This window comes from Streptomyces sp. NBC_01233, from assembly GCF_035989305.1.
GTDB lineage: Bacteria > Actinomycetota > Actinomycetes > Streptomycetales > Streptomycetaceae > Streptomyces.
The window spans coordinates 8289952-8303416 of sequence record NZ_CP108514.1 but is presented as its reverse complement, the minus strand read 5'-3'; the positions used below and the strand labels follow the sequence as shown (position 1 = coordinate 8303416).

The 13465-nt window shown below is 75.4% G+C and carries 7 protein-coding genes; all 7 read right to left on the bottom strand.

All coding sequences use genetic code 11. The annotated features are described in order from the left end of the window. Window positions 1-3: 3 nt before the first annotated feature. A complete protein-coding gene (locus tag OG332_RS38775) occupies window positions 4-1437 on the bottom strand; it encodes a radical SAM/SPASM domain-containing protein (protein ID WP_327417828.1) in 1434 nt (477 codons plus the stop codon). Next, on the bottom strand, window positions 1434-2777 hold the full coding sequence (locus OG332_RS38770; RefSeq protein WP_327417827.1) for a hypothetical protein: 1344 nt from the start codon (window positions 2775-2777) through the stop codon (window positions 1434-1436). Before OG332_RS38770 ends, OG332_RS38775 begins: the two co-directional genes overlap by 4 nt. 130 nt (window positions 2778-2907) lie before the next feature. Then, window positions 2908-4443 (bottom strand): DUF6519 domain-containing protein, encoded by a 1536-nt coding sequence (locus tag OG332_RS38765; RefSeq protein ID WP_327417826.1) that lies wholly within the window; start codon window positions 4441-4443, stop codon window positions 2908-2910. 61 nt (window positions 4444-4504) lie between these two features. After that, complete coding sequence (locus OG332_RS38760) at window positions 4505-6640, bottom strand: hypothetical protein (protein WP_327417825.1); 2136 nt, start codon at window positions 6638-6640, stop codon at window positions 4505-4507. Beyond that, the gene (locus OG332_RS38755) at window positions 6637-9852 is read right to left on the bottom strand and encodes a putative baseplate assembly protein (RefSeq protein ID WP_327417824.1); all 3216 of its coding nucleotides are present in this window, start codon (window positions 9850-9852) and stop codon (window positions 6637-6639) included. Before OG332_RS38755 ends, OG332_RS38760 begins: the two co-directional genes overlap by 4 nt. Further along, window positions 9849-13103, bottom strand: coding sequence for a putative baseplate assembly protein (locus OG332_RS38750; RefSeq protein ID WP_327417823.1), 3255 nt, complete (start codon window positions 13101-13103; stop codon window positions 9849-9851). The genes OG332_RS38755 and OG332_RS38750 overlap by 4 nt, the downstream gene beginning before the upstream one ends. Next, window positions 13100-13462, bottom strand: coding sequence for a GPW/gp25 family protein (locus OG332_RS38745; protein ID WP_327417822.1), 363 nt, complete (start codon window positions 13460-13462; stop codon window positions 13100-13102). The genes OG332_RS38750 and OG332_RS38745 overlap by 4 nt, the downstream gene beginning before the upstream one ends. Window positions 13463-13465: the final 3 nt, after the last annotated feature.

Genomic DNA, 13465 nt, shown 5'->3' with positions numbered 1-13465 from the left:
CCTTCAGACGGTGCTGGCACTGGCAGCGGCAGCAGCCCCGGGCGAGGTGTGGAAGAACTCGGGTGCGGCCTGGGAGAGTTCGACGTAGGCGCGCAGGCAGAAGGCCAGCCAGCCGCGGATGTAGTCGCAGCCGGGGCGCCCCCGGCGGCTCACCTCGTGGTGGCAGCCGCCGCCGCAGAGGTAGCGGGCCCAGCAGGACCGGCAGGGCTCGGCGCGGTCCACGTGACGGTCGTTCAGATGCGCCTGCCGGGCTGCCCGGTCGCTGCCGCCGGCCACTGATCCCATGGCGAACGCGGGATCGTCCACCAGCCGGTGGCAGGCGTACAGCCCGCCCTCGGCGGAGGCGCTCAGGTACCCGGCACCGGCGCCGCAGGGATACGGCCGGTGGGTGCCCCGGTGCAGCTGGCGCAGGGCGGTCTGGAAGTTGCCGAAGGGGTAGTGCCGCCCCGCGGACAGTTCGCGCAGCGCCTTCTCGCCGCACTCCACCATCCGCTCCAGGAAGCCGCCGAAGGTCTCGGCGGTGATCTCGTACGCGGGGTCGGGCGCGCTCACCACGGCGGCGAAGCCCACCTCGTCGAAGCCCAGTCCGATGCCGTGCTCGAGCACGTCGAGCAGCCGCCCCGTGTACGGGGTGACGCTGACCCGTGCGCTGAGCTGCCGCGGCCGGCCGTGCCGGGCCAGCACCGCGAGGCCGGTGCGCAGTCGGTCGTAGGCGCTCGCCCCGCCCGGCGCCCGGCGCAGCGCGTCGTGCCCGGCCCGGTCGCCGTCCAGGCTCACGGTCACGGTGAAGGGGTGCTCGGCGAAGAGCCGGGCGTCCTCGGGGCGGACGGTGGTCAGGTTGGTGGTGAGGGCGAAGCGGACCGGGTGCCCGGCGGCGGCCCCCGCACGCTCGGCGTACCGGACCGTTTCGTGGACCAGGTCACGCGCCAGCAGCGGCTCCCCGCCCATGAACCCGACGACCACGTCCGCCCCCGGCGCCGCCTCCGCGAGCAGCCGGTCCACGGCGGCGAAGGCCGTGGACCGGGGCATCGCCCGGGCGGACCCGCCGAAGCGGCCCTCGTCGGCGTAGCAGTGGCCGCAGCTGAGGTTGCATGCCTGCATCACGTTGAGGGAGATCGAGGAGAGGGGCGGAGGCTCGGGGGGTGTCCCGTCGATGCGGCGCTCCGGCCACAGCGGCAGCGCCAGTTCCTCGGCCAGGTCGGCGAGGTCGCCCTCGGGGACGGCCGTCCACCGCTCCAGGCGGGCCGCCGTCTCCTCCGGCAGGTCGTAGACGCGGCTGCCGTCGGCGACGAACAGGTGGGCGCCGTGCGCGCTGCGGAACACACGCAGCTCGGCGGCGGGTCCGGGCGGCCCGTCGCCGGGACCGGGGGGCCGGGCGGGCTCGGGGGGCCGGGCGGGCTCGGGGGGCCGTCGGCCGATCTGGAGCAGCACGCTCACGTGCCCGCCTCCGTGTTCTCGCGCAGCGCCGCGGCCCATCGTACGAGCAGGTCGTACTGGCGGCGCGTCAGGTGCAGGGCGTTGCCGTCCGCGCCGCGCATGTCGGGGGGCATCCGGCCGTTGTACCCCCCGGCCCCCTGCGGGTCGGCGACGGGCTCCCGGACGATCTCCCGGATCAGCCCGGGGCGTTCGCGGAAGAGGTCCTCCAGCATCTCCAGCGCCACGAACCGGCGGTGCCGGCGCCGCGCCTGTTCGGTGAGGCCGAGCAGCACGCCGGTCAGGGTCTCCACCGGGGGCAGGGCCCCGAAAGCGCCGTTCTGCACGTCCAGGTTGATGTTGCCCACCGTCTCCAGGATCCGCTCGAACAGGTCGCGGATCTCCTGGGTGGTCTGCTGCTTGTCCGCGAGGTAGGCGGGCGTGCGCACATCGCCCCGCCGGACCCGGTCGGTGAGCCCGTCCGCCACGGAGACGAAGGGCCTGCGGTCGGGGGAGAACACCGGCGGGCAGGCCACCACCCGGGCGGAGGCGGTGAGTCCGCCCGGCAGCCCGACCGTGACCAGCCCGTCGCACACGTCGTCGACCAGGCCCACGGCCCGCTGGCCCTCGGCGCCCGCGAAGAGGCCCCGCGGGGCGGTCCGGACGTCGTCGCTGGGGAGCCGGAACCCGACCCACTCCGTGTCGGGGTTGAGGATCCGCCGTTCCGCCGGGATGCGGTACCGGCTGGCGTCCGTGAGGGTGGTCGGCCCGTAGACGGCGCCGGTCCCGGGGGTGAACCGCAGCCGCAGCTCGGGCAGTGCGGCGTTGGGCACGGGCACCTGCACCGCGCCGAGCGGGAGGTTCCGGCCCGCCGGGACCAGCGGCCGGGTGCCGCCCTGCGGAGAGGCGCCGGCCAGCCGGTGCTTCTGGTGGTCGTCGCCCCGGACCCGGACGGTCGCCTCGATCCGGTCGTCGTCGTTCTCGGTGAGGTGGTGCGCCTTGAGGTTGGCCACGCTGACCTGCCAGCGCACGTCCCCGAGTCCGAGCCCGAACCGGGCAAGGACCTCCTCGGTCAGCGGCCCGGTGTGGCGTTCGCCGTTCACCGTCCAGCTGCCGTGCACCTCGAAGTAGGGGCAGACGGGCCGCCAGCCGGCCTCGTCTTTGAAGCGGACCTTCTGCGGCATCCGCTCGCTGAGGGTGCCGTCCGCGGCCAGGTCGAGGGTGGGCTGCGGCTCCACCGTGGTCTTGCCGGTACCGCGCGGAGTGAGGTCGCTCCTCCCCCAGCGGTAGTTGTCGCAGGGTTTCGGGGAGGGGCCCAGCCGGGCGAAGGCGAGCGGGGGCTGGATCCAGAGCTGGTCGATCACCGGCATCTCCTAGCGGTTGGCGGCAAGATGACGGGGCGTGACCAAACGTACTGGAATGGTTACGGTGTGTCATGTCAGACACGGTGGGGCCGCGCCTGGCCTTAGGTTCCCCGCCCGATTCCTCACCCGGTCACAGCGGCGGAAGCGGCTGGGCCAGCGGGCGGAACACCTTGCGCAGGTCCTCCGGGGTCCGGGCGCCGTCGGCCCCCGCCTGCTCGACCTTGGCCAGTGGTGCGTAGTGGTAGTCGATGCCGTGCGGCGCCCTGCGCTGCGGGTCGCCGTTCGCGTCGGCCGGCCACAGGACGTCCCCGGTGACGACCCGTGCGGGAATCAGCCAGTAGTCGCCCGCCCGGTAGGACCGCTTCGGGGGTTCGGGGAGGGCGGGGGGCACGGGCGGGGCACCGGGGTCGACGGGAGCGGCAGGGGTGGCGGGGGTGGCGGGAGCCGCGGGGGCGGACTGTGGGACCGGCTCGAACAACACCTCGATCCCGTCCTCGATCGGCAGCCACCGCCCCTCCTCGATCAGCAGCGCGCCCTCGCCGGACACCGCCGTGGCGACGCTCCCGCTGCCTGCGGTGCCCCCCGCCGGCCCGGTGGCCGGCTCCGGCGGCCGGTGGTCCCAGCGGCGCAGCAGCGGGTGGCGCTCGGGAAGGGTGCCGAGCCCCGGGTGGTGGGCGTCGGCCGCCGGAGCGGCGTCCAGGACCACCCGCCGGCCGACGTGGTCCACCTCCGTGATGCGGTACAGCCGCGGAGCTCGCCCCGCCACGTCCCGGGCGGCCCGGCAGACGGAGGCGTCGTCGACGATCTCGACGGTGTCGCCGGGCTCCAGTCCGAGCTTGTTGTCCCGGCCGAGCGTGTCCAGTTCGAGCGTGGGCCCGGCGACCGACCTGATCGGGAGGACCACCGAGCCGTTCTCACGCGACCATTTGAACGTGGCCCGGCCGACCGTTCCGCCGCGGTGCACCTCCACCCGGTACAGCTGGTTCTCCGGCCCCCGGTAGCCGGAGTCGGGCGCCACGTCGCACGGGTCCGTGTCGCCCTCGGCGAGCCGGGCGCGGGCCGCGAGCTCCGCCCGGGGGCCGAAGCGGGCCGTCAGCTCCTCGGCCAGCCAGTCCTGCGCGGTCTCGGGGGCAGGGTCGGGGACGGGGTGTCCGGGGCTCAGCGGGAACCAGTCGATCTGCCACACGACCCGGGTGCGCGCCGTGGTGTCGGGGCCGTGGAGGCCGAGGGCCGGCTCCCGCAGCTCGGGCGCCTCATGGGCCGTCACCAGGCGCTCCCACACGCGCAGGTACGCCAGGAACGGGCCCTCGTGCAGCTTCCCTTCCGCCTCCTGCCGCTCCTGGTCGAGGTAGCCGTCGGGCTGGCTCCAGTACTCCGCGCCTTCCTTGCACTCGCAGAGGATGCCGTCCACGTACATGCGTCCGTGGGTCACGGTCAGCACGCCGTCGTTGACGGCGACCCGGAACCCGCCGGGGTCCGTCTCCTGCGGGCCGGCCGGACAGGCCGCCGGGCCGAGGACGTCGGCGACCAGGGTGCGCAGGTAGTACTGGAGGATCGCGGTCTGCTCGTTGATCTCGGAGTCGAGCTGCACGCGCCCCTGTTGGGACAGGACCGCGGAGAAGTGCCGGTCCCGGTCGAACGTGACCCGGGAGAAGTCGCCTTGCATCGTGGTGCGCTCCCTGACGTGAAGAGTGGCTCGTCCGCGCGCGGCCCGGGGCCGCCGCCGCTCAGGTGACGAAGAACAGGCCGCTGTCGCAGCCGGCGGGCGTGTACTCGTCGAGGCGGGTGCGCAGGTTGTCCTCCCGCAGCGGCTGGAACAGGTCGTGCAGAGCACCCGGTTCCGAGCCGTCGTCCGCGCCCCGGCGGATCTCCTCGGCGCACCCGTCGGCGAGCTGAACGTACCCCGGAGTGCCGTACCGGGTGCTGGTGAAACGCAGTGCGACGCGTCGCGGGTCGCCGGACTGCTCCGGCTCGCAGTGGAACCGGGCGGGGGTGTGGGAGTCCGGCGGCAGCCAGCAGAACCGCACGCAGCCCTCGCCCCGGTGGGAAACCCGGACCTCCCCGTCGAACAGGGAGTTCTCCAGCAGCTCCACGGCCCGCACCCGCACCGCCCCGATCACGGTCGTGCGGCGCGCGGCGAACACGGCGTGCGCGGGGCGGCCCTCCGGGCCGGTCAGCGCCGCCGCCTCGCGGCCGGTGGCGTCCAGTACGGAGTCGGCGAGGCAGACGTGGTTGGGTTCGGCTGCCGTCTCGTCCTGCCTGACGACGACGGTGCCGAGTACGGAGTGCTCGACCCGGAGCCGCGCCGGGGTGTTGACCAGCTCCAGTCCCGGCTCCTCGGGATGCTGCGGGCGGGCCCCCTCGTCCAGATCCCAGCCGGGCACCAGGGTGCAGTGCCGGACGACCACCTCGCCCACCGCCCCGTGCACCTGCACGCTGCGCCCGGCAACCAGCAGGCCGTCCAGCACGATCCGCGGCAGCGGCCCCGCGCCCCGGCCCGTGCCGGTGATCCGCAGGGCGTCGGGACGGTTGCCGGACCAGTCGAGCAGCCGCAGCACCGGCCGGACCCCGTCGGCGGCCCGCAGCGTCAGCCGGTCCCCGGGGTCGAGGTCGATCGCGAGGATCTCCTGGTAGGCGTCGTTCCCGGTGATCTCGACGACCGCCTCGGGCCGCCGCGCGCCGTGCCGCCGGCCGCCGCGCCAGCGCTCCAGCGCCTCGGTGATGCGCCGGTACGGCTCACCGGGCCCGACCCGGTAGACGTGGGCGGCCGCGCCGGCGTCCGCCGCGCCGGGGCGCGGGTACTCGCCGCCGCCCAGGTCGGCGGCGGCCCCGTGGTGGTAGGTGACCTGGACACCGCTCTCCGGCGCCTCGCGGGAGGGGAAGGCGATCCGGCCGAGGACCGGGTCGACGGCGACCTGGCCGGCCCGCGGCCGGTAGGTCCACCCCGACAGGTCGGCGGCCACGATCCGGTCGAGCGGCACCGGGTGGTCCTCCTCGGGACCGGTCCACACGCACAGGCTCTTGCCCGGTCCGTAGTAGTCGGCGAGCCGCTCGCTCAGGGCCCGTCGTCTGATCGGCGCCGGGACGTTCATCTCGTCCGCGGTGTGGCACGGGGACGGCTCGGTCACCGGTTTGGTGAACAGCGGGGTGTCGTTGCCGAGGATGCTGAAGGTGAACCGGTAAGGGGCGCGGTCGTCGCAGTAGGCCGGGGCGCGGGTGACCGCGTGGGCGAGCAGCCGCCACACGTGCAGGCCCACGCCGGGGATGCCGTACCGCCCGGCCCGGCGTGCGGATCCGGGGCGGGCGGCCTCCGCCGTACGGGCCAGTTCGTCGAAGGGCCCGGAGAGCCGGTCGAGGGCGTCCACCCGGCGCAGGTCCGGCAGCCGGCCGTGGCGCAGCCGGCGGCGGGCCCCGCGGTCGTCGGCCGGGTACCGGCGGACGGGCTGGGTGACGGCGAGCAGCCGGCGGTACTCCACGGCGCGGGCCGGCCAGCCGGCCACATCGACGGCGAGGTCCTCCAGGAGGGCGAGCGTGCCCTTGCGGCGCCGGTTGGCGACGGTGTCGGCCACCTCCCGGCGGGGGGCGGCCGCCGCAAGCCAGCGCTGTGCCTCGGCCGTGCCCGTGTCGAGCGCGGCGGCCGCCCTGGGCAGCATGCGGTGGCCGACGAGGTCGCCGAGGTACGGGACGGCCCAGTCGGCGCAGGTCTCGATGAACGAGTCGGCGTAGAGCCGCTCGATGTCGGCCTCGACCAGGTCGGCCTGTTCGGCGATGACGGCGAGGAGCGCTTTCAGCCGGCTGCCGGTCTCCTCGTCGCGCCGCCGGTGGACCGCGGGCAGCAGGCCGTACAGCTCGTCGGGGGTCATGGGATCCTCCGCAGGACAAGGGTCTCGGGGGTCGCGGGGTCGAGCACGGCGAGCTGCGCGGGCCGCAGCCCGCGCCGGACGACCAGCTGCGGGAAGGAGTCCTTCAGCCCGGCCCGGAACACGCTCTGGTCGATGCCGGGGTTGAGCCGCAGGAGCCGGCGGACCGTGAGCCCGTACTGCCGGGCCACGGAGGTGAGGGTGTCCCGGTCGGCCGTGTCGTGGCGGGTGGCCCGGTTCCCGGCGGGCCGGGCCGGCACACAGGGGCGGGCGGCGGTGAGCGTGCCGGCGAGACGGGTCAGGGCGGCGGTGCCGATGTCGTCGGGGACGCCCGTGAACAGGTCGACGTCCACGTGGTCGACGCCGGGCACGGACTGGGCGGCTCGGTAGGCCGTGCTGAGGTGGGCGGGGGCGGCGAATTCGGTGCGCGCGAACCCGAGGGCGTCGTACAGGGCGGTGCGGACCGCGGGGGCGACCGACTCCCAGGTGCGGTCGGGCTGTACCCGGATACCGGCCGCCATCAGGAGCAGGACCCGCTCGCGTACGACGACCCGTACCGGCAGATGGGGGTCGCCGTACTCGGCGAGCGCCGTCTCCAGGGCTGTGATCAGGGGCGAGCCGGGCGCCAGCGGGGCGTCGTCGACGGCGGCGACGGTGACCAGAGCGATCCGGCGGCGGCCGTCGGTGACGTGCTGCGCGCTCGCCTTGTCGATGCCGGCGAAAGCGCGGGCGAAGTCCTCGTAGTCGCGCAGCGAGACCAGCCGGTCCAGGGCCCGCAGGCGCAGCGGGACGCGGCTGCGGGTGTCGTCGACGCCGTCCGGGTCGGTGCCTCCGGTCGCGGGCAGCGGGTTGGTGACGGCGCTGACGCCCGGGGGCGTGCTGACCACCTGGTTGACCTGTCCGGCGGGCACGTTGCCCGCGCTGCCGGAGCCGATCCGGTAGCGGGCGCCGACGTTCTCCGTGCCGGTGGGCAGCCGGCTGCCGTGCCGGCCGTCGCCGAACTCCACGGCGGCGGCGCCGTCGGCGCCGGTCCGCAGCCGGTAGCCCGTGTCGGCCGGGCCCAGTTCGGTGAGGTCGTCGGCCCGCTGCCACCGCAGGTCGGCGACCCGGACGGCCAGGGTGTCGGCCGCGCCTTCGGGCGTGGCGGCGGGCAGGCAGGTGAGCGGGCCCTGGCGCAGCGGGAAGGTCTGGCGGGCCCGGCTTGCGTCGCCGCTGCCGAGGACCTCGGTGCGGGTCTCGCCCGCGGTGGCGGGGGTGACGTTGCCGTGGACGACGACGGTGTCGCGCCGGTAGCGGTAGGCGAGCCTGGCCGTCAGGAGGAGCGTGGTGCGCGCCCGTTCGCCGGGGCGCCGGCCGTGGGTCTGGCGTACGCCGCCCAGCATGACCAGCTCGGTGCCGCGTACGCCGGTGACGAAGGGCACGTCGGTGCGCTCGCCGGAGACCACCAGCCACTGGCCGGGGTGCAGCCCCTCGTAGGCGCCGTCCAGTTCGATCTCCCCGTCGGCGACGTCGTCCCGGAGCGGGGCCTCGGCCACCGGAAGAGCTTCGCCGGCCGCCCAGACCGTGGTCTGGCGCCGCCCGTCGTCGGTGAAGTACTTCGGCGGCAGCGAGGTCTCCAGGAGCAGCTGGGTCGACCTGACGGACAGGTTCCGTCCCAGAGCGGCGGGCTGGCGGACCTCCTGCACCCGGCGGACGAGCGGGTCCTTGCCGCCGCGTTCCACGACGATCCAGCTGCGCGCGACGATGGTGTCGTAGACGGCGTCGAGGGTGAGCTGGCGGAGTTCGGGGGCGACCCCGTTGTTGCGCTCCATGTTGTCCACGTCGATCAGCCGCGCGCCCCTCCTCCCGCGTTCGCGGAACGCGGTGCCGGCGGGGGCGGCCCGGACGCGCAGCCACTGCACCTCGACGAAGGAGTCGGGTGCCGCGACGGAGACGGTGTTCAGGGCGCGGTAGAGCTCTCCCGCGAGCTGGGGGCGGGCGGCTGCGAGCAGCCTGGGCAGGGCGTCGGAGTCGGCGGCGAACAGGTCGGCGACGACGGGCGGTCGCATCCGGGACCCGGTGGGCGGGCGGGATCCGGGTCCGGCCAGCGCGTCCAGGGCGGGTGCGAGGCCGAGGAGCGTCGGGGTGTCCTCGGGCACCCCGGCGGTGACGACGGCCATCCCCGGGTCGGCGAGCAGCGGCACCCCGGTCACGGTGGCGGCGGCGGCCGACACCGCCCGGCCGCGCAGGACGACCGGGGCGAGCCAGGCCTCGACGGCGGCGTCCCCGGTGGCACGGGCGACGGCCAGGTGCTCGCCGAGGCGCCGGAGCGGGTCGGCGATCTGCGACAGGTACCGGCCGATCTGCGGCTGCATGCCCGTTTCCTGGAGCGGCTCCAGCACCTGGGTCTTGATGTCGACGGCGATCTTGCTCGGCGGCACCTGGAGCACGGAGGCGCGTACACCGCTGCTCAGCCGGGCCATGGTCTCGGCGTACAGCTGTTCCCCGTTGGGGGAGGCGAAGTACACGACGGTGCAGCCCCGCGCGGGGTCGGGGCGGACCTCCCAGACGGTGCGCACCCTGGCGTCCTTGGGGGCCGAGAAGCGGAAGAGCAGGCGGTCGCCCGGCCGGATCGAGGGGTGCATGCCGGTGAGTTCGAGTTGCCTGAGGTCTCGGACACGGTCCGGGGTGAAGGCGGGCGGGGTCGTGCGGCGGACCGGGAGCTCGTTCCACTCGGCGCGCGCGGTGAGGTCCTCGGAGGTCTCGAAGGTCTGCGGCAGCCCGCCCGGCAGGGGGGCGCTCTTGACCTGGGAGCCCACCGGGATCGTCGTGCTGGTCCCCGGGTCGAGGGTGTACGCGAGGTGGGTGGCGGCCGCGAGCGCGGGCCGGGGGCGGTGCCCGACGAGCCGGCCGAGCCGGGTCAGCGAGTCCTGCTCGGTGGCGGTGCGCAGGTACCCCTCGTTGGCGATGCGCTCCTGGTAGAAGGTCAGGACGTCGGCGATGACGGCCCAGCCGTCGAGCAGGGCGATCGAGGGGTCGTCCGGCTCGCGGGTGGTCAGCGGGGCCAGTTCGGGGCGGTCGGCGGCCGAGAGCCGGGCCAGCATCGAGTCCAGGAACTGCCGGTGGGTGCCGATGCGGCGGTCCAGTGCGGGCAGGCCGGGGCGGTTCCAGACCGCGGCCGGGGTCGCGGACCGGGTGCCGACGCAGCAGCCGGGGCTGCGGGGCGAGCTGCTCATCGTCCTCCTTGCACAGTGACGGTCAGCCGCCCGTTCTCGGGGCGCGCCGGGTCGTCGTCGAGCCGGGCGATCTCGAGCGGCCGCAGCCGCAGGACGCCGGAGGCCGGTACGGCCTCGACGATGGCGGGCGCGGTCGGGGCGGGGACGGCCGCAGCGGTCGCTGTCCCGGGGGGTGCGGTCCGGGCGGGGCCGGGCGGGCCGTGCAGCCTGCGCAGGCAGGTCACCTCGACGTGCCGGACGCCGGGGACGGCCGCGGCGGCGGCGACCAGCCGGCTCACCCGCACCGGGGTTCCGAAGGTCAGCTCGTCGGGGTCGAAGAAGCCCCGCCGGCCGCCCGGCAGGCGGCCGGGCCGCAGTTCGCGCAGCACGTCCCGCCGTACGTGCCCGCCGATGTGGTCGGGCTCCGCCGTGACGGCGAGGGCGACTTCGAGCGGGACGTGCACGGCCGGGCCGGTGACCACGTCGTGCCCGATGCGGCGGTAGCGGTGCAGCTCCTGGCGGACCTCCGCCAGCAGCCGGTGCGGTACGTCGGAGCTGCCCAGGGCGTCCACCGCGATGTCCGCCTCGTACCAGCTGCCGGTCCAGCGCAGGGCCGCGGCGGCCCGCTGCACTCCGGGGCGCAGGCCCGCGAGCGCGGCGTAGTCCGCGGCGGTGACGGCGCGACGCAGGCGGCGGAAGGGTTCGCGGGGTGCGGCGAGCCGTACCGCGGCGACCGGTTCGGGGTCGGTGCCGCCGGTGGCGGGCAGCGGGTTGCACACCGTGGCGACGGCCGACAGGTCGGCGGCGCCGGCGGAGACGAGGCAGATCATGCCGGCGCCGACGTCGCCGGCCCGGCCGTTGCCGATCCGGTACTCGGCCACCAGTGCGCTGCCGGGGGGCGGTGCGGCCCCGGCGCCGCCCGAGCCGAACCGGAGGGTGAGCACGCCGTCGTCGTCGCTCTCGCCGACGAGGTGGCGGTCGCGCGGGCCGCTGGAGAGGAGGTCGCGGCGCGGGATCCAGGGCTCCCCCGACCGGTCGGCGTGGTCGGCGTGGTGGGTGCGGTCTGTGTGGTGGGAGTGGTGCGGGTTGTCGGGCCCCGTCGTCCGATGCTGCGACCGGCCGGTCTGCGCCGTCTGGGCTGTCTGTGCCGTCTGCGATGTCTGTGCCGTCTGGGCTGCCTGAGCTGTCTGGGCTGCCTGAGCCGTCTGCGCCGTCTGCGCCGTCTGGGCTGCCTGAGCCGTCTGGGACTTGCGGCCCGTCTGTTCCTTGCCCGACGGCCCGGCCGGACCTTCCGGCCTGTCCGGCCCGTCCGGCCCGTCGGGCTCCTCCTCCGGTTTCTTCCGCAGCCAGACCCTCAGGGCGGGCAGCGCCTCGCGGGGGTCGGGGAGCAGGGCCTCGCGGGCCGGACCGTGCAGGGCTTGGTTGTCCGGGGCGATCAGCCACCACGCGCCGTCGCCCCAGGTGTGGTCCAGCTCCCAGCCGGTGTCCGCCTCCTGGAGCAGGTACCCCGAACGGGCCTGCCGGGCCAGGGCATCGATGCGCCGGAGCTTCCCTTCGAGGAGCTCGTCGAAGCGATGGAGCAGGGATTCCAGCGCCGCGCGGGGATGCTCGTCGAGGCGGGCCCGCTCCAGTACGCGCGGCCCGAACAGCGTCCGCAGGAAGGCGAGGTCGGCGTCCCCGGGCCGGACCCTTCGTCTGCCGAGCTCCCGGAGCCGGTCCCGGGCCGCATCCGGCAGCCGCTCCAGCCGCCGGGCCTGTGCGGCGGCGATGTCGGCGGGCCGGGGGTGGGGCGCGGTCCGGGTGACCTGGCTGCCCCGCAGGGTATGGGGCCGGCGCCCGACGGGCGGGGGCAGGTCTTCGGCGGGGCGGCCGGCCCACGTGCTGGACAGGCCGTGCTCGACGAGCACGGCGTTGCCCCGGACGATGCCGACCTCCAGGTCCTCGCCGGCCGGGCCGCGGGTGCTGACGCAGAAGGGGAAGGTCAGGGCGTCCTCGGCGGCCCAGGAGATGTTGAGGACGGGGGTGTCGGTGAGCGGGTCGACCGTCGGCGTGACCCCGGTTAGCCGGACGGCCTGCCGGTGTGAGGGGAGGGCGTCGGCCGGGGACCCGGTGCCCGCGCCGAGCACCTCCTCGAAGACGACGACGTCGCCGGGGACCAGCCGCAGCACGCGTTGCCGCGGCCCCTCGTCCGCCGCCGTGTCGCGCAGGGTGGCCGTGGTCGTGCCCGCGGGCAGGCAGCATTCGCGGTTCTCCCACGTCCACAGGGACATCCGGTTGTGGGCGGGGTACAAGGTGATGTCCCGGTCGTGCACCGGCTGGAAGACGGGCCGCTGAACGGCGTCGACTTCCGCCGCCGCCAGGACCGGCCCGAGCGGGCCGGCGTACCGGCCGGGCGGGAGCACGGTGAAGGCCAGGTCCCCGCCCGGCAGGGTGGTCTCCTCGCGCGCCTCCAGGCAGACGAACGTGCGGGCGGCGCAGCCGTCGTGCATCGGGTAGTCGACCAGCCGGGCGTGGCGGCGGACGGAGGTGCGCAGCCGGGCGGTGTCGAGGTACGCCTCGGTGGCGACGGCGTCCTGCTGGTAGCTCAGCCGGTCGCCGACGTGCGCGAGCAGCTCGACCAGGGTGGTGCCAAGGTCGGCGGCGTGCCGCTCGGTCCACCCCGGCATCGTCAGGGAGAAGCGTTCGAGCAGCAGCCGCCGGAAGCTCGGGAAGTCCCTGGCCAGGTAGTCGATGACGGGTGCCGGTTCGGGCAGCGGCGGGCCGGGATCCACCGCGGGTGCGCAGTCCAGACCCGCCGGTGTGGGCCGGAAGCTGAAATCCCGGCTGTTGTAGCGGGAGTCGAAGCCGGGGCCCAGGGCGCACAGCCGGTAGACGGACGTGTCGCCGCAGCGGTCGAGGGTCAGTCGGAGGCAGCAGCGGTCGCCGTCCCCGTCGGGGTCGTCGTGCGCGGCGACGCCGGTGACCCGGATGCCGGTGACGCGCCGGCCGCCCTCGATGCGGAAGTCGTCCCGGTTCAGCCCGGTGGGCGGCGTCCCGAAGAACATGACGGTCAGCGTGCGCCGGTCGGCCCCGACCGAGACGTCCTCGATGCCGCCCAGGCCGTGTGCGCGCACGGCGGCCCGCCGCCGCTCGCTGTCGCAGCCCAGCGCCGGCGTCCCGGACCCGTACGCGGGCGACGGAACGTGGTCGGACACGTACGAGGTGCTGTACGAGGTGGCGTCCGCGGGTCCGTCCGCGGGTTCCTGTTTCGGACGGTGCTCCGCTCCGGTCATCGCGCGGTCCCTCCGTCGATGCGGATGCTCTGCCGCTCGCCGGTGGCGAGGAGCCGGTAGGCGACGAACACGTTCAACGCGGACTCCTCCACGGCTACTTCGAGGGTTTCGACGGTCAGCAGATCGCCGAGCCAGCGCTGCAGGGCGGCCTGGGCCGTCATTTCGACGGTGGCGGCCACCTCCCGCCCCGCCGGCCCGAAGACCAGGTCCAGCAGCCCGCAGCCGAAGTCGGGCCGGTGCACCCGTTCGCCGGGCGAGGTGAACAGCACCTGTTCCACCATGTTCCGCACGTGCTCCGCATGTCCGACGGCCGCGGTCCGGCCGCGCGCGTCGATGCGGTAGGGGAAGTCGATGTTCACGGC